Source organism: Actinomyces culturomici (genome assembly GCF_900499005.1).
GTDB classification, from domain to species: Bacteria; Actinomycetota; Actinomycetes; order Actinomycetales; family Actinomycetaceae; genus Pauljensenia; species Pauljensenia culturomici.
The window spans coordinates 1,441,610-1,461,201 of sequence record NZ_LS991316.1; the positions used below are offsets into that span (position 1 = coordinate 1,441,610).

Annotated in this window: 18 protein-coding genes, 1 other RNA gene and 2 pseudogenes; 10 read left to right on the top strand and 11 right to left on the bottom strand. The window is 66.1% G+C overall.

What is annotated here, in order from left to right:
* Positions 1 to 270: 270 nt before the first annotated feature.
* Positions 271 to 1,248, bottom strand: coding sequence for a bile acid:sodium symporter family protein (locus tag DY157_RS06355; RefSeq protein WP_115727967.1), 978 nt, complete (start codon positions 1,246 to 1,248; stop codon positions 271 to 273).
* Between the two features lie 139 nt (positions 1,249 to 1,387).
* Here DY157_RS06355 and DY157_RS06360 point away from each other — a divergent pair, with 139 nt between their 5' ends.
* Entirely contained in the window at positions 1,388 to 2,236 is an 849-nt protein-coding gene (locus DY157_RS06360; RefSeq protein ID WP_160159468.1) for a YwiC-like family protein, read from the top strand.
* A 137-nt stretch (positions 2,237 to 2,373) separates the two neighbouring features.
* Here the strand turns inward: DY157_RS06360 and DY157_RS06365 are convergent, their stop codons facing one another.
* Positions 2,374 to 4,539, bottom strand: a complete 2,166-nt coding sequence (locus DY157_RS06365) for a choice-of-anchor M domain-containing protein (protein WP_115727723.1) — start codon at positions 4,537 to 4,539, stop codon at positions 2,374 to 2,376.
* A 596-nt stretch (positions 4,540 to 5,135) separates the two neighbouring features.
* Here DY157_RS06365 and DY157_RS06370 point away from each other — a divergent pair.
* The 3 genes from DY157_RS06370 (at position 5,136) to DY157_RS06380 (ending at position 7,479) form a co-directional block, all read left to right on the top strand.
* Entirely contained in the window at positions 5,136 to 5,903 is a 768-nt protein-coding gene (locus tag DY157_RS06370; protein WP_115727724.1) for a macro domain-containing protein, read from the top strand.
* Positions 5,904 to 6,508: 605 nt separating this feature from the next.
* Entirely contained in the window at positions 6,509 to 6,955 is a 447-nt protein-coding gene (locus tag DY157_RS06375) for a hypothetical protein (protein WP_115727725.1), read from the top strand.
* 302 nt (positions 6,956 to 7,257) lie between these two features.
* Positions 7,258 to 7,479 carry a Txe/YoeB family addiction module toxin gene (locus tag DY157_RS06380; RefSeq protein WP_218938069.1) on the top strand — a complete coding sequence of 74 codons (222 nt, stop codon included), beginning with the start codon at positions 7,258 to 7,260 and terminating at the stop codon, positions 7,477 to 7,479.
* Here DY157_RS06380 and DY157_RS11360 read toward each other — a convergent pair whose 3' ends face one another.
* The 4 genes and pseudogenes from DY157_RS11360 to DY157_RS06395 all read right to left on the bottom strand — a co-directional run bounded on the left by DY157_RS11360 (position 7,480) and on the right by DY157_RS06395 (position 11,962).
* Positions 7,480 to 7,686, bottom strand: a complete 207-nt coding sequence (locus DY157_RS11360; protein WP_160159469.1) for a hypothetical protein — start codon at positions 7,684 to 7,686, stop codon at positions 7,480 to 7,482.
* Positions 7,687 to 8,417: 731 nt separating this feature from the next.
* Positions 8,418 to 9,621 (bottom strand): annotated as a pseudogene (locus tag DY157_RS06385) (IS3 family transposase); the annotation flags it as partial.
* On the bottom strand, positions 9,570 to 9,929 hold the full coding sequence (locus tag DY157_RS06390; protein ID WP_115727726.1) for a hypothetical protein: 360 nt from the start codon (positions 9,927 to 9,929) through the stop codon (positions 9,570 to 9,572). The gene DY157_RS06390 and the pseudogene DY157_RS06385, both read right to left, overlap by 52 nt.
* Before the next feature lie 209 nt (positions 9,930 to 10,138).
* A complete protein-coding gene (locus DY157_RS06395) occupies positions 10,139 to 11,962 on the bottom strand; it encodes a hypothetical protein (RefSeq protein ID WP_115727727.1) in 1,824 nt (607 codons plus the stop codon).
* A gap of 263 nt (positions 11,963 to 12,225) precedes the next feature.
* Between DY157_RS06395 and DY157_RS11970 the strand changes: the two genes are divergently transcribed.
* The 3 genes and pseudogenes from DY157_RS11970 to DY157_RS06405 all read left to right on the top strand — a co-directional run bounded on the left by DY157_RS11970 (position 12,226) and on the right by DY157_RS06405 (position 13,791).
* Positions 12,226 to 12,540, top strand: coding sequence for a helix-turn-helix domain-containing protein (locus DY157_RS11970; protein WP_407923455.1), 315 nt, complete (start codon positions 12,226 to 12,228; stop codon positions 12,538 to 12,540).
* Positions 12,474 to 13,364: pseudogene (locus DY157_RS06400) on the top strand (IS481 family transposase); the annotation flags it as partial. The gene DY157_RS11970 and the pseudogene DY157_RS06400, both read left to right, overlap by 67 nt.
* Before the next feature lie 79 nt (positions 13,365 to 13,443).
* The gene (locus DY157_RS06405) at positions 13,444 to 13,791 is read left to right on the top strand and encodes a hypothetical protein (protein WP_115727728.1); all 348 of its coding nucleotides are present in this window, start codon (positions 13,444 to 13,446) and stop codon (positions 13,789 to 13,791) included.
* Between the two features lie 162 nt (positions 13,792 to 13,953).
* Here the strand turns inward: DY157_RS06405 and DY157_RS11365 are convergent, their stop codons facing one another.
* On the bottom strand, positions 13,954 to 14,394 hold the full coding sequence (locus DY157_RS11365; protein ID WP_160159470.1) for a hypothetical protein: 441 nt from the start codon (positions 14,392 to 14,394) through the stop codon (positions 13,954 to 13,956).
* On the opposite strand from DY157_RS11365, the gene DY157_RS11370 reads away from it, so the two are divergent.
* The 3 genes from DY157_RS11370 to DY157_RS06420 all read left to right on the top strand — a co-directional run bounded on the left by DY157_RS11370 (position 14,372) and on the right by DY157_RS06420 (position 15,778).
* Positions 14,372 to 15,016 carry a DUF3631 domain-containing protein gene (locus tag DY157_RS11370; RefSeq protein ID WP_160159471.1) on the top strand — a complete coding sequence of 215 codons (645 nt, stop codon included), beginning with the start codon at positions 14,372 to 14,374 and terminating at the stop codon, positions 15,014 to 15,016. The two genes, DY157_RS11365 and DY157_RS11370, sit on opposite strands and share 23 nt — an antisense overlap.
* On the top strand, positions 15,013 to 15,288 hold the full coding sequence (locus tag DY157_RS06415; RefSeq protein WP_115727730.1) for a WhiB family transcriptional regulator: 276 nt from the start codon (positions 15,013 to 15,015) through the stop codon (positions 15,286 to 15,288). The genes DY157_RS11370 and DY157_RS06415 overlap by 4 nt, the downstream gene beginning before the upstream one ends.
* 187 nt (positions 15,289 to 15,475) lie before the next feature.
* Positions 15,476 to 15,778, top strand: coding sequence for a hypothetical protein (locus tag DY157_RS06420; protein WP_115727731.1), 303 nt, complete (start codon positions 15,476 to 15,478; stop codon positions 15,776 to 15,778).
* Between the two features lie 165 nt (positions 15,779 to 15,943).
* Here DY157_RS06420 and DY157_RS06425 read toward each other — a convergent pair whose 3' ends face one another.
* The 4 genes from DY157_RS06425 to ssrA form a co-directional block, all read right to left on the bottom strand.
* Entirely contained in the window at positions 15,944 to 16,648 is a 705-nt protein-coding gene (locus DY157_RS06425) for a hypothetical protein (RefSeq protein WP_115727732.1), read from the bottom strand.
* 1,692 nt (positions 16,649 to 18,340) lie between these two features.
* A complete protein-coding gene (locus tag DY157_RS06430) occupies positions 18,341 to 18,631 on the bottom strand; it encodes a hypothetical protein (RefSeq protein ID WP_115727733.1) in 291 nt (96 codons plus the stop codon).
* Complete coding sequence (locus DY157_RS06435) at positions 18,628 to 19,074, bottom strand: hypothetical protein (protein WP_115727734.1); 447 nt, start codon at positions 19,072 to 19,074, stop codon at positions 18,628 to 18,630. Before DY157_RS06435 ends, DY157_RS06430 begins: the two co-directional genes overlap by 4 nt.
* Before the next feature lie 120 nt (positions 19,075 to 19,194).
* Positions 19,195 to 19,573, bottom strand: a transfer-messenger RNA (tmRNA) gene (ssrA, locus tag DY157_RS06440).
* Between the last annotated feature and the right edge of the window lie 19 nt (positions 19,574 to 19,592).

A 19,592-nucleotide genomic window follows, 5' to 3' on the forward strand; every position in this document is an offset into this window, starting at 1 on the left:
GCGGTCGCGGCCCCTGGTGGGCCGTTCGCCGTATTCCCTTGTGATGGAAACCAAGGTAGAGGGCCGACCTCGGAGGGCGATGGGGAGGACCTTGGAATTCCCTGGGATTTCGATTCGGGTCGGGCAGGCGGCGTTCGCGGCGCGGAAACTCCGGGCGAACGCGAGCTCACCGGGCCGCGAACCGCGAGGCTCCGGGTGACGGCGACGGCGACGGACCGACCGAGGGCGCGGACTCATCCTCTCCGCACTCGGCGCCCCGCCCCGCCCTCGTCAATCGCGGATGGGACGGCGCTGGAAGAACGCGGCGAGGGCGGACCCGGAGACGTTGTGCCAGACGGAGAAGATCGCGCCGGGAACCGCGGCCTCCGGGGTGAAGTACTGGGCGGCGAGGCCCGCGGCGAGGCCGGAGTTCTGCATGCCGACCTCGATGGCGATCGTGCGGGCGGCTCGCTCCCCCACGCCGGTCGCCTTCGCGGAGAAGTAGCCGAGGGCGAGGCCCAGCCCGTTGTGGACGATGACGACCGCGAGGACGAGAAGCCCGCCGGTGAGGATTCGACCGGCGGAGGCGCCGACGAGGCCGATCACCGCGTAGGAGATCCCGATGACCGAGAGCCACGGCAGGGCGGGCATCACGGCGTCGACGAAGCGCGGCGCGAAGCGGCGGACGAGCAGGCCGAGGACGACGGGGATGAAGACGATCATCATGATGGACTTCGCCATCGCGCCCGCGTCGACCGGCATGTAGGCGCCCGCGAGCCACTTCGTGAGCAGCGGCGTGACGAGCGGCGAGAGCAGGGTCGACACCGAGGTCATCGCGACGGAGAGGGCGACGTCGCCCTTCGCGAGGTAGGCGACGACGTTCGAGGCCGTCCCGCCCGGCGCGCAGCCCACGAGAATGACGCCGACCGCGAGCGCGGGATCCAGACGGAAGGCCCAGGCGATAGCGACCGCGGTGAGCGGCATGATGACGTACTGCGCGAGGACGCCGACGAGGATCGGCCACGGCCTCTTCGCGATGACGGAGAAGTCCGGAACCGTCAGAGTGAGGCCCATCCCGAACATGATGAGCATGAGCGCGTAGTTGACGCCCTTGACGAGGGGGGCGGTCTGCGCGGGGAAGAGGAGGCCCCCGACGAGGGCGCCGAGGATGATGAGCGGGAAGACCGTCACGGCGATTCGCGCCGACCGATCCTCCTTCGTCGTCGACTTCTGCTCGGGTGCGGATACTGCTAACGCGTTGATGCTCATGGGCCGATTCTCGCCCATGCGTGGGGCGAATACGCAATCTCGTTCCTCAGGCCGGACACCGACTTTTCGGCGTGAACGCTCGCATTGAGGTGACGCGCCGTTACCTCCGACGGCCGCCCGCCCGTCGTAGAGTCGGGATGTGACCTCGTACCCGGAACCCCATTCCACACAGGGGACGAGGCCGTCCTCGGCCCGATCGAAGAGGCGTCGAAGCCTCGCGCGCAAGGGATGGATCCCCGACCAGCACGGCGCCTGGCCGATGGCGACGGTCCCCCTGATCCTCGGCGCCTGCGAGGGCGGAGTCCGACCGCCGACGACGCTCCTCGTTCTCGCATGGCTCGCGGCCTTCGGCTGCTTCCACGCCTTCGAGGTCATCATGAAGGCCCCGGCGCGTCGGCGCGCCCAGGTGCGTCCGGCACTCCTCACGTGGGCGGGGCTCACCGCCGTATTCGGCGCTCCCCTCCTCGTCCTCGCGCCCTCGCTCCTCGCCTGGGCACCGTTCTTCGCTCCTCTCGCCCTCATCGCCCTCTGGGAGGTCTGGCGCGGATCGGAGCGCGCGATGCTCGCGCGCCTCACCTCGGTCCTCGCCGCGGCCCTCATGACTCCTGTCGCGGCGTCGCTGGGATCCGCCCCGCCCCTCGGGCCGTTGAATCCCGAACTCGCGCGCGCCTGGATGCTCGGCGGATTCATCGGCGCCTACTTCCTCGGGACCGTTCCCTTCGTCCGCTCCCTCATCCGCGGGAGGGGCGAGGACCGATGGATCATCGCGAGCGGAATCTGGCACGCCGTTTCCATCGCCGCCTCCGTCGTCGCCGTCGCACGGGGGCTCCTCCACCCGGTCCTCGTCCTCCTTCAGCTCGGACTCCTCGCGCGCGCCCTGTGGATGCCGTTGCGCCAGCGCTCGCGCGGCCCCTACACGCCCCTGCAGATCGGCCTGGCCGAGATGGCGTGGTGCGCGGCCGTAACGGTCGTGCTGCTCCTCCCCTGAGGCGCCCACGGCATCGATCGCCCTCCCCAGAACCATGGGACGGAGAACGGGGGTGCGGGAGCCCGACGGACTCCCGCACCCCCGCGCGGTTTCGGCGAGTCAGCGCCTCACCGGATCGGTGAATGCGCCCGCGCGTCTCATCCGAGCCGGCGGCGCCTCATGCCCAGCGCGCCGACGCCACCGAGAGTGAAGAGGAGCGACGCCGCGGCGGCGCTTTCGACTCCCGCGGCGCCGGTCGAGGCCAGACCCGAGCCCTTGGACGACTCGGCTCCCTTCGCAGGCGCATCCTTCCGCGTTTCCGTTCCGGCCTGAGCCGACTTCTCCGCGGACGCGCTCGTCGAAACGTTCTCGGGCGAACTCGGCGCCGGAGCGGCCGGGGCGGAGGGCTCCGCGGGGATCGACGGCTGAGGCTTCGGCTCCACGGGACCCGACTGCGGCTCTTCCGGCTGAGGCTGAGGCTGCGGCTCCACGGGACCCGGAGTCGGCTCCTCGGGCTCGGGCTTTGGCTCCTCGATCTCAGTCGAGCTGCCGACCAGCCAGGTGTAGGTGGCGACCTTTGAGACGAGCGGCTGCGCATCCGCCGACCGATTCACCGGCCACGCCTTCGCGCGCACCTTCATGGTGTAGTCGCCGGGCGCGGTGAAGAGCCAGTTGGTGTGGACGTGGGCCGGACGCTCCTGGCGGATCACCGACCCCGCGCCGATCGCGAGTTCGCCGTTCGTGAAGGCGGGCTCGACGCCGCCGAAGCGCTTCGTGTTGAACATGTAGGCGGCGCCGCCCTTCGGGGCGCTGATGTCGACCACTTCGAGGTCGACGGCGCCGAAGTCGGGTCGCACGGCGTTGGTGTCCCACCCGGGGAAGAGCATCTCCTGCTGGGCCTGACCGCCCGCGTCGAGGAAGTAGCCCCTTTCGGGTAGACCGGGTGCGAGACCCTTCCCGATCGTCGCGAGCGCGTTGTCCCGGATGCGCAGGGTGATGTCGGACGGATCGCGGAGGATCGCCGCGCCGGTCGAGTCGTCCTTCGCGACGAGGTGGAGCACGCCGTCCTTGACGATCGTGGTGAGCAGGTCGAGGTGCCCGTGATCGAGTTCGACCTTCTCATGGGTGGTCGCGACGTCCGCGGAACCGGTGCTCGGCCCCTCCGGACTCGGCTTCGGCTCCGGCGCGGGGCCGATCGGACCGCTCGGATTCGACGGGTCCTCGATGCCGTCGCCGGGGGCGGGGGTCGAACCGGAACCGACGGCGGGATCCCCGGGGTTGGGTTCGACGACGAAGGTGTAGGTCTGGAGGGTGGACTCGCTTTCACGTCCGTCGTCCGCGGTCGCGACCGCCTTCGCGGTCAGCGTGTACGTGCCCGCGCGGGTGAACAGCCAGTAGCCGTGGGCGTGACCCGTGACGGGAAGCGAGGATCCGGACACGAGGTAGCGGCTCGCATTCGTCAGGACCGGGGCGAGGGTGCCGTCGAGGGACGGCGTGCGGGTGAGGACGATGCGCCCGGGGCCCTCCACCGATTCGAATCGCACCTCGACCTTCGAGAATCCGTTCGCCTTGTAGTCATCGACCGACCAGCCCGGGGAGTAGACGCTCATGCCGCGCCCGATCGCGTTCGAGTGGTAACCGGCCTTCTCGTCGATGGAGCCCTGGAAGTCCCCGGTCTGCTCGTAGCGCTCCTTGACGAAGACCATCTTCACCGAGGAGGGCTCCCGCGCGGTCGGCTCTGAGGCCGTGACGTCCTCCTTGAGGAAGAGCTGCGGCTGCCCGTCGAGCGTGCCGACGTAGAAGGCGTCCATGTGTCCGCTCGAGAACACGACCGGGTCGCTCTTCACCTCGTAGCCCGCGGGGGCGCTCCCGCCCTCGCCCGGATCTCCGGGCGAGGGCGCGTCCGGCGCGGGCTCATCGCCCGGTCCCGGCTGAGGCTCGGGATTCGGCGCAGGTTCACCGGAGCTCGGTTCGAGCGGATTCTTCTCAACGTCGAAGACCGAGGTGACGGGTGCGGACTCGACGGTGGACCCGTCCGCCTTCATGGCGACGGCCTTGCCCGTGAGGGAGTAGCGCCCCGAGGCGGTGAAGAACCAGTGCGCATGCGTGTGTCCGAAGACCGGGAGGGTCATTCCCGCGCCGAGGTAGTACGACCCGTCGGGAATCCCGGTTGTCGCGAAGGCCGCCGCGGACTGCCCGTTCTTCAGGGAGTCGGCGAGGCCGAGGATCTCTCCCGCGCGCGAGGTCGGGAGGAGGAACTTGGCGAAGGGAGCGGACGTCCAGGCGATTGCCGAGGATCGCGACGTCCCCGGGCCCTTGGACATCGGTGAAGTCGATCCTCACCGCGGAGTAGCCGTTCTCCCTGAACGCGGGCGCCGACCATCCGGGTTCGAAGTAGTCGTCGGCCTCCTCCGACGCCGTGTAGTAGCCGGAGTGCCCGCGGTCGAGGTACGGCGCGAAGGGTTCGTAGGTCCCGTACGTCGTGTCGTCGATCCCGAAGGAGATCGTGTTCGGATCGAACTTCTCGTTCTGGAGTCCGTGGTTCACCTGGACGAGGGGCGCGTCGCCGCTCGTGTCGATGAAGAAAGCGTCGGTGTGCCCTTCGTCGATGACGCGTCTGTCCGCCGCGAGCGCCGACGGCGCGAGCGTTCCGAGCGCCACGACGCACGCCAGGATTCCGGCTGCGAGTGTCGGTTGGGCGAGTCTCATCTGCTGCTTTCCTAGTCGATGGTTGCGCGCTCGCCCCGATCCACCGGGGCGAGGACGGTTCGGACCGTCGCCCTCCACTTTATTGATAACGCTTCTCATCGTTTAGTCCGTGAGGATTCCTCTCTCGAATTCGGCTCGCCCGAAGACCCGATGATCGCCCTCCTCGACCTCGTCGATCCCCGGACGACCCGCGCGAGAGGGACAATCGAGCATGATCACGAGCCCCGTCCGATCCGACCCCCGCGTTCACACCCTCGTCGACGGGCTGCTCGCCGAGCGCGGCGACGCCGACACGGCCGACAACCTCGCCACGGCCTTCGGCTCCGAGCGCCTCGCCCTGCGCGCCCTCATGAACGTCCGCGAGCCCGCGCCGCTCGACCCCGCCTGGCTCGCCCTTCAGGACGAACTCCTCTCCGAGGAGAACACGGCTCGCGCCCTCACTCCCCCGATGCCCCAGCGCCTCAGCGTCTGGCGCGGCGACATCACGCGCCTACGGGTCGACGGGATCGTCAACGCCGCGAACTCGGCGCTCCTCGGCTGCTTCGGACCTCTCCACATGTGCATCGACAACGCCATCCACTCCGCCGCGGGCCTCCAGTTGCGCGCAGAGTGCGATCGGATCATGAAGGGCGGACGCCTGCCCACCGGCGACGTCGTCGTGACGCCCGCCTACAACCTGCCCTCCCGCTTCGTCCTCCACACCGTCGGGCCGATCGTCTCCGGTCCGCTCACCGCCGAGCACAGGGCACTCCTCGCGCGGTGCTACGACTCGATTCTCGGGGCCGCGGCCGAGCATTCGATGAAGTCCATCGCACTGTGCTCGATCTCGACCGGAGTCTTCGGATTCCCGAAGGGACCCGCCGCGAAGATCGCCGTCGAGAGGGTGCGCGCGTTCTGCGCGTCCTCTCCGCTTCCCGAGCACGTCGTCTTCTGCGTCTTCTCCGAGGCCGATGAGGCGATCTACGAGGAGCTCCTCTGATGACGCCGGACGCCCCGACGGAGGACCCATCGAAGCATCCCAGGCGCGAACGGCGCCGGCTTCCCCGCTCCCGATTCGCGGAAGTGTGACCGACCATGCGCGCACCTTGTGAGTCGGGTGCTTTCCCTGAGGATCGGAGGATCCACCATCACCGACTCGACACGGCCCAGCAGCCTCCCACAGCCCTTCGGTCACCCTTGTGGGCCCCTCACCTGCACCGATGAAAAGGGGGGTGCAGCGCCCGCTTCGACACACGAACGAAAGGCCCCGATCCTTTTCTTCATATTTCCTTATGACAAGTATTCATTCCGATTATTAAAGACCGCCTGACCACTGCGGATGCCCCATCCGTCGACATTTGGCAACAATTCTCGCGTGCTACGATCCCTGCCCTAGGAGCGGGACAATTCGCGGATTTGCAAAGGCCTTGTCCCGAGGGAATTCTCATCAATGGAGGGAACACAATGTTCAAGGGATTCGTGACGTGGCGCGGCCTCGCGCTCCTCGGCGGAATCGTCGCGCCGGTCGTCGGCGGCGCCGCCCTGTTCGCGGGCAACTTCGGTCGTGGCTACATCCGCGACTAGCTCAACAAGGAGAACATCACCATGCCGACCGGCCCGGCCCTCGCCGAGCTTCCGGCCGAGGACCAGGCCGTCCTCAAGCAGTACGAGGGCCAGCCGATGACGACCGGCCCGCAGGCGAAGGCCTTCGCCGAGCAGTACATCTCGGTCCACCTCGAGCGTTCCTGTCAGAACCTCGTGTCCGCCGACGGCACCAAGACCTTCGATCCGATCCCCGAGGGCATGCGCAATCACAACGGGATCGGCGGCATTCTCCGCTCCGGCGCACTCACCGATCCCGATGAGATCCAGGCGTACGCGGCCCTGCGTCAGGACTTCTTCATGGGCGACATGCTGCGCGGTACGCTCCTCAACGTCGACGGCTGGTCGATCCTCGCGTCGATCGGCTACTACGCCGGCATCGCCCTGTGCGGCGCGACCCCGCTGCTGCTCGGCGCCGCCGCCGTCCTCAAGCCGAAGGGCGACTGCTGAGTTCATCCGTCATCCGCGCCGATCGCCGTCTCCTCGGATTCGATCGCCGAGGACGGAGCGGCGGCGCTGATCGCCGGAAGTGACATGACGGGGGGCAAGGGCTGCGGCCCTTGCCCCCCCTCGGTTCTGTTTCTGAATGCCCCCGATCCCTGACGATTGACCGCACTATCCCCTCCCCCGCCAGTGCCCGTCGGCTGCTCGACTCCATCGACCGCCTGGAGCGGGGCGAGGGCGCCCGGCACGAACTCCTCGCGGATTGAACAGTGCTCCTGGTGTGAGATGAGTCCGCCTGGGACGACTAGCTGTGGTGGCCAGCCGAGGAGCGCAAGACTCTCAAGCGGATCAACCTGCTCCTGCGGGACATCGCCCGCAACGGCAACGACGGTATCGGCAAGCCCGAAGCGCTCAAGTACGGATTCTTCGGCTATTGGTCGCGTCGAATCGCCGACGAGCATCGACTCGCCGACAAGGTCGATCGAGACAAGATTCGCATCGCGACTTGTCGGTACTGCTACGGGCGCTGATCACGCGAGCAGGCGGTTTGCAGGAGCGAGGGCCGCACCCGCAAAGCCCGCCCAGCGATATCCGACGAATGCATGATCGTCGGCACCGACGCGCGAGAGCGCAAGATCGGCGCAGGAGCGAGTGTCACCTTTCGGGATACCGGCAAGAATGTGTGGCATCGGCCCGGACTTTTCGTTGATCTGGCCGCGTAAAGTCGTGTTCACCATAGGGGTGGGGCCTATATGAGCGGGTGAGTGTTGACAAGCTCCCAAGTGCCCGATCTGCCGAGCGCCGATGAACGCGAACGGGAAAACGTCTTCTCGCACACCCCGGTGGCGCTGCCGGAACTGTTCATTCTCGACAGTCCTCAAGCGCCCTGACGTAACGCGCCGCCACGACCTGGAAGCATTCATCAACTACGCGACCGGCAAAACCAGCCAAGCCGAACGCGACGGCACACTCACCGGCCGATCCTTCCGCCAGCGCACCTCGTGGTGTTGGCAAGTCCCACCACCCCTACCAGTCATGGACGGGGTCATTCACGACCAGGTGTTCATTGACGGGATCTACCTTTCCCACTCCTGGGTCATCCTGATCGCCACCGACGGGCGCACGCCGTTGAACTGGGTCACTGCCGGACGAGAAAACGCTACGGCCTACACCCAGCTTCTCAGCCCGCTTCCCCCACCAGGCATCATCACTACCGACGGGGCAGGCGGCGCCCTGGCAGCGATCCGCACCCTATGGGGACCAGACCAACCGGTCCAACGCTGCCTCGTGCATGTCCACCGCAACAACACCGTGGACCTGACCCACAACCCCCACACGCCCGCCGGGAAAGCCCTCAAAGCCCTGTCAAGCCCTGGGTTTTGTGGAGGCTCGTTTGTCTGGTTGTGGTGGTCTCGGTAAGGGGCCGGTCAGCGGTATCGAGGTCCTCGATCTCGGCCCCGGTTCCGGCGTAGTAGGCGAGCTCATGTTCGACGGGGGTGAGCATCCCGATCGCGGAGTGAGGTCGCACGGTGTTGTACCAGTGGACCCACTCGGCAGTGGCGACCTCGACGTCGTCGATGGACGTCCAGGGGCCCTTGTTGCGGATGAGCTCGGCCTTGTACAACGAGTTCAGCGCCTCGGTGAGAGCGTTGTCGTAGGAGTCGCCCTTGGACCCCACCGAGGCCACCGCCTGGCAGTCCTCAAGGGCCTGCCCGTAGCGGACGGAGCGGTACTGCACCCCACGATCCGAGTGGTGGACGAGGCCGGCCAGGTCGGCACCGTCCCTGCGGCGCTGCCACACGCCCATGTTCAGGGCGCCCAGCGCCAGGTCGGTGTAAAGGCTGGTGGAGGTCTGCCAGCCCACGATCCGACGCGAGTTTACGTCGGTGACGAATGCGACACACCCACCCCGAGAACGTTCGGACGTAGGTGATGTCGGCGACCCACAGCTCATTGGGGCGCAAGGCCGAGAAGTGGCGGTCCACGAGGTCCGCGGGGCACTGCTCACGCGGCGCAGAGCGCGTCGTGTGGGGCGTCCTTGGCCCGCCGGATACCCCGCAGCCCCAGGCAGCGCATGAGGCGCTCGATCGTGCAGCGGGCCACGTGCCCCTGCCCGTGGCGCTCAGCGACCACGGGCCGGTTCAGCATGACGTGCATCTTGCGGGCCCCGAACGCCGAGTAGTTCTCAGCATGCACGGCACGGATCTCGTCCTTGAGGACCTCGTCGCGCCTGGCGCGTGGTGAGGGCGGGCGGGTCCTGGCCGCGTAGACGGTGGATGGGGCGATCGTGATGCCGGCGCTAGTCAGCGTCTTGCAGATCGGCACGGGCCCCGAACTCGTCCTTCTTGGACTCCACGTAGCGGCAGATCATCGGGATGGGCGGCCTGGCTCCGCCGCGAAGAAAGCTGAGGCGCTCTTCAGGATCGCGTTGGCCCGCCGAAGCTCGCGGACCTCCTTCTCCAGCTCCTTGATCCTCTCGGCCTCCGCCGTGGTGGTGCCGGGGCGGGTGCCCTGGTCCACCTCGGCCTGCCGCACCCACGTACGCAAAGCCTCCGGATGGACCCCCAGCTCGTCGGCGATCCTCTTGACCGCCCCCCTTAGCCCTGGAGCGCCTCCAGCGTCATCCTCGTCGCCCGCTCACGAAGCTCCAGCGGGTACTTCCTCTGTCCCATGCGCAGTGATCCTTCCTGTCATCACTGCCTCCATCAAACCCGGGACGCAACACGGCGTCATTCCCTGATCCTACCCAACCTATTAGTGACCCAAAATCACCCACCACACGCCCCTGACCAGCACAAACAGGAACGAAAACCCGAAAACTTCGAAAAGTTGCACGAGTCAGGCGAAGCAGCGCGGCAAGCTCGCCGTCATTATGAGCAGTACCGACATGCTCCAGCACGACATCGCGTCGATCGCGGCGCTCAGCGATCTGCACTTTGACCGCACCATTACGCCCCGGCACCTTGCGAACGAACACCACGAGCCCACAATACCCAGCCCGCGGGGTGTGTCATCCACACCAACCAAACACAACCCCACCAGGCAAAACGCACTCACAAAGAGCCGAAATCAGACCCAACTGTGCAACTCAGGTCTGTGGGAGCTTCCCCGTGAGGGCGTGGAGATGCGCGGGAGCGCACGAGGCCACAGGTACATCGTGCGCTCCCGGTGTGTGAGAACAGGAGAAGGTCAGTCGCGCTGACGGTTCCTTCGCAGGCTCAGTGCGCCAGCACCGGCCAGCAGGGAACCCGCGAACGCGAGCTGAGCTGCATCCGAACCGGTGTGGGCGAGCTTCTTGCTCTGAGCCTTAGGGGTCGTCTTCTGATCCACGGCAGGCATGCCGTCACCTTCGGCCTGGCCGTTGCCTTCACCGGTGCTCTGGCCATCACCTTCACCCTGGGTGTTGGATTCCTCCGTGCGAGTGTCATCTCCTTCCAGGTAGAAGATGTCCAGGGATGCTCCGGCTTCGGGGTTTGCCACCTGAGCCTTGAATGCGGCGACCTGGTTGCCCATAGAGTCCGTGAGGATACGCACCAGGCGCAGGCTGGAGTCATCGGATGCGAAGTGGAAGGTCGACGGGTGGTATCCCTCGAACTTCTTCACCAGGTCGCTGGTGATCGGAATACGCACCTCCTCACCGTTGAGGACGGTCAGGCTCTCTTCGATCATGGTGCCGTTTTCTTCAAAGTACTCGCGCAGCAGCGAGGAGACAGCATCCTTCGCGGGGTGCACGTAACGCACCTTGATGGTGACAGGCTTCGAGGTGTCGAGCTTTTCTTCCGCGAGGGCGTTCAGTGCCTGCTGGAGGGCGGTCTGAGCCGCGGTCACGTCAGCTTCTGTCGTGTAGGTCTTGTTGGCCAGAAGGTTGCTGGCCTCTTCGATCTGGTCGAGCAGAGCGGTACGGGTGTCTGCGGTGAATCCGTATCCTTCGGCGGGGACGCGGGCAATGGCCTGGTCGCGCAGGGCGCTCAGAGCCGAGGTGTCGGGAGCGGTGTACTGCTCTTTCTGAATCCCTTCAATGGCGGCTTTCAGCGCGTTTTCCGCGGCGGTGAAATCGCGGTGCGTGGGCAGCGGATCACCTTCGCGCGGAGGAAGAATTCCCTTGAGATCCTCGGTGTTCACCAGCTCTGCGGCGCGGGCTGCCGCTGCGTTCAGTGCGTCGAAGGTTGCCTTGGTCAGGCGCTCACCGTTCATGCCGTTGTTGGCAACGATCTGGTCGGCCTGGGCGAGCAGGTTGGTGAGGGTTTCGCGCATGAAGGGGACGGGCTTGAGGTCACCGAACACCTCGTTGAGCGAGGTGCGCATGGCGCTGAGCTGCTCATTCGTGACGGTGGTGTCGGGCTTGGCGGCTTCTGCCAGGAGCGCGCGGGCTTCGTCGTTCTTCGCGAGGTAGGCCTTTTCGGTTGCCTCGTCGATCTTCAGGCCACTATTGGTTGCAGCCTGGTAGTCCGTCCAGTGTTCGTTAACCGCTTCTTCCAGTTCCGAGGTGTTGAGGATGGAGCTGTTCTGGGCGATCTTGACGGTGAGTTCCTGGCCTTCGAGTGTCAGGGTGATGCTGTCGCCCTTGACCCAGATCTTGTCCGGAACACGGAAACGGGTTTTATCGTACTTCGCCTTGGGATCGTTCTCGTCCCACATCAGGTGTCCACGGATGTATTCGTTGTATTTGAAGAAGTTGTCGTCTTGACCCAAGTAGAAGTGCCCGTCGAATTCTTCGACGTCAAAGTCCGTTGCGTTCAGGGGAAGACCAAATTCTCCGTACAGCAGGACTTGGCGGGCATTGCTGCGGGTATCGACGCTCAACGTGGCGGCGTAGATGGTGACGGGGCCGCCGAGATCCAGGTTGAATTTCTGGGGTGTGGAGTGCTCCTGCGCATACTCGAAGCTGTCGGAGCTATCGGCTGAGGCAGCGGCTGCCAGGGGCAAAGCCTGGGCGGGGGTCAGGGTGAGGGCGGGAAGGCACACACCGGCGCTGAGGGCAAAAACTGCAAGGGCAGCAACATGTTTCTTCATGGTGTCAAAGCGTCCTTACTTTCACAAGAGTAGGAGATTAGCTTAGGCTAACCTTATAGAGAATAGCCAAGGTGATCCTTTTTAGAAAGTTTCGCGACAGCTGTTCAGATCCCTCTACAGCAACACGCAACTCACGCTCGCGTCAGACGCTTCAACACCCCCTAGGTGTACTTCCTCGGGAGGTTGTGAACGGCGTGGTGAGGTGAAGGCCTCCTTGGCAGGATGTGGGTTACCACACTCGCAACCTGTACAAGGAGGCCTTCGTGACACACGCTCATGCACCGTTGACGCCGGAGGGAAGGCGCCGCCTTGCTGTTCTTGTCGTCGATCAGGGCTGGTCCCTGCGGCGCGCGGCCGAACGGTTCGGATGCTCGCCGGCAACGGTCAAGCGGTGGGTGGACCGGTATCGGGCGGGCGCGCCCCTTTCCGGCCGGTCCTCCCGCCCCCATCACTGCCCCACCCGCCTGCCCAAGCGCGTCGAGCGGCGCATCATCGCCTTGCGTTTCACTCGCCACTGGGCCCGCATCGCATCGCCTACCACCTGCATTTGGCCCGCTCCACGGTCGGGCGGGTCCTGAACCGCTACCACATGCCGCTCCTCGCGCACGTCGACCGGGCCACAGGGCTCGCGGTGCGCAAACCCCGGCCGGTGCGCTACGAGAGGCCCCGTCCGGGTGATCTGGTCCATGTGGACATCAAGAAGCTTGGCCGCATCCCCGACGGCGGGGGCTGGCGTGTTCACGGTCGCGGATCGGCCCAGGACCGCGCCGCGGGCGCGGCCCGCGACAGGGCCGCGAGGAAAGGAGCCTCAGGGGCGCGCGGCTACCGGTACCTGCACCACGCGGTCGACGATTACTCGCGTCTGGTCTACTCCGAGATCCTCGACGATGAGACCAAGGCGACGGCCGCGGGCTTTTGGAAGCGGGCGGCTGCTTTCTTCTCCGAAGCGGGGATCAGTGTGCGCGAAGTGCTCACCGACAACGGGTCCTGCTACCGGTCGCACGTGTTCAACAGGGCGCTCACAGACGCGGTGAAACACCGGTACACCAGGCCCTACCGCCCCCAAACGAACGGGAAGGTCGAACGCTTCAACCGGACCCTGCTCGCCGAATGGGCCTACGCGCGCCCCTACACCAGCGAAACCGAACGCGAAGCCGCCTACACGCACTGGCTCCACACCTACAATCACCACCGACCCCACACCGGCATCAAAGGCCAAACCCCCGCACAACGCGTTCACAACCTCACGNGGGCCTACGCGCGCCCCTACACCAGCGAAACCGAACGCGAAGCCGCCTACACGCACTGGCTCCACACCTACAATCACCACCGACCCCACACCGGCATCAAAGGCCAAACCCCCGCACAACGCGTTCACAACCTCACGGGGAAGTACACCTAGCGCTCGCCCGTATCCGGATGCTCCAAGCGGCCGCCGACGACGTGGCCGAGGCGCTCGCCGAAGAGGCGGGAGCCGGACAATGACCCAACAGGAATACACGCCCGAGTTCCAGCACGGCTACGTGCGCGGCTACGACTCAGGCCATGACTCCGGGATGATGGAGGGAATCCCCAAAGGGTATGAACTGTGCCTCGACGACCTCGCCCAAGCCCTCAGGCGGTTGGACCGGCGGGCCCTCGAGGAGTGGGACGCCAAGCTTGGTCGCCACGCGGCCCGAGTCGCTCACGACGCCGCCGTGACTCCGACGTTCGAGGAGTTGTGCATCAGGCGCGGCGACTTCGCTCGAGCGCAGGGGGCGGCCGAGGAGTGGCGTCGGATCCAGTCCTCCCCGTCACCGTGGCGTCAGCGGTTCGGAGGTGCCCGATGACCGACTTCGATTGGGACGGTTATGCCGCTTTGGACGGTTTGGACGGTTTGGACGGTTTCAATGAGAGGCTTAGGGACCTCCTCGAGACCGTCCGTGCGTGGTTCTCCGATTACGTCGCCGTCACGAATCTGGGGACCTCGACCTCCTCGCACTGTGGACTGTTCACACGTATGTGTGTCCGCAAACGTGGTCGACGCCGAGGCTCATCATTGATTCGATCACCCCAGGATCCGGGAAGACGACGGTTCTCGAGCACCTCAAGCACCTATGCCACGCGCCGATTTCGGCGGCCGCCCTCACTAGCGCCGCACTCCTCGCCCGCGTCTTCAAGGACGGGCCCAGGACTCTCCTCATTGACGAAGTCCATCGGACCCTTTCGCCGACGAACCCGAATCTGAACGACCTCATTGCCATCCTCAACAGCGGGTACAAGCCGGGAGGAGAACGTCCCGTTCTCACGCCGACGGGGAAGGGCGCGTGGGAGCCAGAGATGATGCCGACCTTCGGGCCCGTGGCAATGGCGGGCAATGCTCCCCAGCTCCCCGACGACACCCGACAGAGGTCGATCCGGATCCTCCTCATGCCCGACTCGGAGGGGACCATCCAGGAAAGCGACTGGGAGGAGATCGCGCCGAGGGCCGCCGACCTGCAAGCCCTCATTGCCGAAGTCATGGAATCGGCGCGCGACAGCATCAAGCAACACAAGCCGATAGTTCCCGCCGACTGCAAGGGGCGGATGAAGGAGAAGTGGGGGCCGCTCGCCCGCATCGCCCAAGTGGCGGGCGGCGACTGGCCCAAGAAGGTGGAGGACCTCATCATGGACGACTTGGAAGAGCAACGCCTCGAGCGTGAGGACGGCATCGAGAAGCGGCCCGCCGGGGTTGTCCTCCTCGACGACCTCGCACGGATCTGGCCCGAAGAGTCACGATTCGTCAGGACGCCCGACCTCATCCGCTACCTCATCAGTTGCCGACCGGACTACTGGGGAGAGTCCTCATCCTTCGGGAAGGCCCTCACGTCCCAGCGTCTCGGACGACTCCTCACCCAAGCCGCGAAGATCCATAGCACCAAGCTCGACGGCGCCCGCGGCTACACGAAGGAGTCGTTCGCCTACGTGTGGAGACGGATGGGCATCACCCCAGGGAAACAAACCGTCCAAACCGTCCACACCGTCCAAACCGACTCCCCCAGCGACCTCTTCGCCGACGGGCCGGACGCAGCATGAAGGGCGAGACGCTCCCCGTGCGCCTCAAGGGCGAACAACAACACGCACACCACCGACTCACAAGGGCCGCACAAGCCGGGACGCCCTGCGCCGGGGACCCGCGATTCATCGACCACAGGCCCACCGTCCAAGCCGAAGCCGCGAGCGCGTGCGCCCCGTGTCGGATCCGCGAGACCTGCCTCGCCTACGGGCTCGCCTACCCGAAGGAGCGGGGCGTGTATGGGGGCCTCACCTACTGGCAGAGGAGCGGCGTGAAGGAGGACGCCGCCTAACCGCAAGGTGCTCGACTGTTCCCCCAACACAAGAGCACCCCAACACGGTGGGGGCGGGGACCCCGTACCCGGGGGCCGGGCAGCCCTATAAGGCGCTGCAAGTTCCTCCTTGTACGGGTCTGGGGATTTCATGCCCCAGCCGGTTCCCGCCCCCTACCGACACCACCACCACATGCAGGAAGGACACATGATGACCGTCGTACACCGACCCCCGAGGAAACCCATCCGCCGAACCCCACTCCCCGACCCGTTCGCGACGCCGCCCGCCGGAGTAATCAACGGGGCCGCGTTCACCATCACCCGCCCCGGCGACCCGTCCGACGGCCTCGACCCCGGCGACGTGCCCAACCCGTTCGACGCGCCCGCCGACACGACGGGGCCCGTCCTCAACGTGCCAGAGACGACCATTCGCGACCTCGACGACATGGCCCGCCTCGAGCACATCCTCAAGGCGTACAAGGCCGCCCGCACCGACTGGGCAACCCGCTAACCGCCCCTCGCCCGTCACCCCTCCCCGACGCGGATCCCACCCAAGGACCCCCAGGGGAGGGGGGGCGGACCGCCCTCGAGGGGACCGCCGGTGAAACACGAAAACAGTGCGCCGGGTTCAAAACTTTTCACCCAGCCGCTGCGAGACCCGTTCGCGATCCCGCAACTAGATCACGCACACGCCGTCAGCGACGGCCACACGCATCCGCCCAATCACCTCGTCGACACGATGCGTGCTCTCAAGGAACGCCGCCATGTCAGCATCCATATAGCCCGCGACCGCGACAATGAGGTCCAACATCTGCCGGTGATTACCTCGCCACACAGGTTCATGGTGAGCGATCCTGTTACGGAACTTGCGGATCGTATCGAGTTCCGCATGAAGACGGCGACGACTCGGATAACTGCCCATCTCAGCGGGCATGTGCGGAAAGGCGGTCGACAGATACGGCCGCCACAAGACGGTTTCGTAATTCAGATCCCTGTCCCTAGGCTGCCCCGGCGTCAGGAGGCCGACCCAAAACCCGAGGGACAGGCTCGCCACAAGATCATCGTCCGTAGGCTCATCGATACCGGAGCGCTCAAGATCGAGGAGCGCCCGATCAAGTGCCACGCGCTCGCGCGTGCACAGGTGCGATTCCAACCATGCGCCGCCCAACGTATGAGGCCGAAGAGATCCTTGGAGCTGGTTTCTCAACGCCACTTCCAGGAGCGATAACGGCCCCCAGAACGCCGAAGAAAGCTCAAGATTCCACATGTACAGGCGCAGAGCCAAGGCCTCGTTGCCGTTGTAGCGTTCCAGGTAGTGCGCGAGTCGCGCCTCGCCTATGAGAGGACGCAAGCTAGGCACTTGGGCCGGATCGTGAGGCATGTGCAAAGACTAATGCCCTAGGGGTCCGCTCCCCGCAAGCGAGGAGCCGGAAGCCCTAGGGCGTCACGCTGACAGTCTATCAACACGCACCGCCGACCGGCAATGCCGCTCCCCTCACATCGGTTTCCATGCGAGAGGATCCCGAAGACCCGTACACACTGGCAGAGCCGATACGCGAAGCGGCCCAGCCAAGGGGATCCCCCTCCCCCCTCCTAGGCTCGCCCCCAGAAGGCACAGCGCGATTCACACACGGAGCACGCGAGAACCGGGGCGAACCGGCGGCGACCTGCGAGAGGAGTGCCGACGGCGCTCGCGGCCCAGGTGTTCCGGCCGTTACGGTTATTCGCCCGGCCCTGCGGATCCGGATCGCCCGCATTGGCCCGAAGACCTCGTTCGCCCGCTCCCCCTGCGGATCCGGATCGCGCTCGCAGCGGATCACTCGTCTCCCCCGACCTGTTCGACGCGCGCGCACGGCAACTCGAATTTTGCAGATCTGCAATTTCCGACCGGCCTCGAGAGCATGGAAGCAAGGAGCGGCAACCGCGCCGAACACCCCTGCGGGCGCACCGTTTCCCGACCCGTAAGGGGGAAAACAAGGAGACGGAAGACGCGCCCCAGAGACGACAGAAAACGCGCTCCAGCCGCGCACACACGCGCGCACCGAACGCCCGTCAGCGACGGCCCTGCACGCGCATTTCGGGCATCCTGCGGGCACGCCTAAGCCCCGCTTAGGGCATCCCAGAGTGGGGGCCGCCGTCGACGCCGAAACCGCCTCGAGAGGGCAGCAAGAGGCGGGCCGCAGAGCATTGACTTCCGTGGGCTCGAGGAGCACGCGCACGCGCGCGCGACCCGGGTACCGCCGGGGGGAGAGGAGACCTGCGGGCGTCCACTCCGCCCCCGCTGCATTCCTCGCGATTCCGACCCCCTACCCCCTCGAGGACGGGGCCGAGGGGATACTCGGATTGTGAGTACCCGCCCCTTCCGGATCCCCATCCCCTGCGAGGAGGGCCTCGACCTCCCCGCCCGCGAGCGCAGCGGATCCGGCCCATGTCGGTGGGATGATGGACGCGGCCCCTTCCGGGCCGGGAGGCAGTTGGGTTGCTTCCCGACTCGGAGGGGGCTCGACTGCATGGCGGTTGCCCCAGGGGATCCAGGAGAGCACTCCCCCAGCCCTGCAGAGGATCCCGACCGCCGGTATTCAAAACTGTTTGAATTGCGACGCCCGCGAGCGCAGAGGATCCCGCCGGAAAGCACGGGCGGGGCGGCGCTCAGGTTGCGCCGAGAGGATCCAGGGAGCGCAATGCCCTCACCACCTGCGCAGAAGCCGCCTCAACAACCGACCCGAGGGGCCGAAAACATGGGGTGCGAAAACCGAACACAAAGGCCCGAACGCTCGACGCCCTGCGAACGCGCCTCGAGCCCTGCGGACAGTTCCCGGTTCCGTACATAGGTGGCGGGAACTGGGAACCGCTGCGAGACCCGGCAGGAATTTCCAACTTGGAACTTTCGGCGACCGAGGATCCGCCTCGACGACGGGGGCCGGGAGCACCGCACGACGACGGCACGCCCGCCCCCCCCCGCACCTGCCTCCTATACACATCTGACGCTGCCGACGAAAAGAGAGGAGGAGAGAGCGGCGGGCGCGGGCCGCTGCGAGAAAANCGCCCGCCCCCCCCCGCACAAGGCCCCCAGCTAGTCGGGCTGCCTCGAGGTCGGCAGACCCGCCGCCCGCACGGCGAGATCCGCTAGGACGGCCGCGAGCGCACTCAGGTCACGCGCCGAGTGCTCGACCGTCACCACGTCCACCACGGGCCCGCCCTCGTCGCTCACGCTCACCTCAAGGCACACCCCAGCATCGTCTCCGGGCACCTCGACCACGATCCGCCGAACCCAACACGACGGGTCGACGCGATCCGCCCACAGATCAGACCGTTCCCACCACGCGGCCGCATCCAGCTCCCCGACGGTAATCGGCGCGCTCACAGGACACCCTCCCCAGCCGCAACCGACTCCGACGCGCTCGCGGGCACAGCGTGACCCAACTGGCACGCGGGAGAACACCCGTGTGCCCACTCGTAACGCACTCCCCTGCGCTCAGGCCACAAGTCCACCATGCGCGGCAGGACGGGCGCAGCGGCCGCACAGTCCGCATAGCCGACGCCGAGAGCCGACTCGCGGAGCCGCTCGGACAGTTCGCGGGCCTCGCCGGGAGTGAGCGTCAGGACGACCCGCATCCACTCCGAGGAGGGGACGGGCTCACGCCGCCCATTCTTGGAGATCCCCGATTGAAGGAGGGAGAGGCGGACCTCGACGGTCCCGCCCTCACGGTCGCTCACTCCGACGACCTCGAGGAAGGAGCACCGGGCGGGATCCTTGTAGTGGTGACCGTGGCGGGAGAGGGTGAGCGGATCAAGTTCGAGGAACATGGCGAGTCCTTCCAGAGGAGGGCGCAACCATGCTGTTCGAAGGCGTGACTCCTGGCCGATGTAGCACGTAGGTAGCACGCGCTTTCCCCAATGGGGGATTTTCGTTGGAATCATGCGGATTGGTGGAGATGGGGGGAATCGAACCCCCGTCCAGCAGCCGACCCCGAATTCTTCTCCGAGCGCAGTCTACGGTTTTATTTCTCAGCCCCCAGCACCCGCGTAGACTCACCGCTGGATAGGCTCAGTTGATGAAGTGTCGGAGGCGCCCCATCAACATGGGCGACTCCCAGTGGCTCCCTAGGCGACGCCAGACACCGGGCCGGAAGCAACTCCCGGGCTGACGGACTAAAGGTTCAGGCTGCGATATCAGGCAGCGAGAACGTAGTCGGTGCGATTCTGTTCGGCACCTATTGGTTTGCACGCATCGTTAACGAGTTGAGCGTACATTCTCGGCTCGCTTCACTTCGATCGACGACCACTGTCGAAACCGATCATCCCCTTTTGAGTTTTCAACTCAC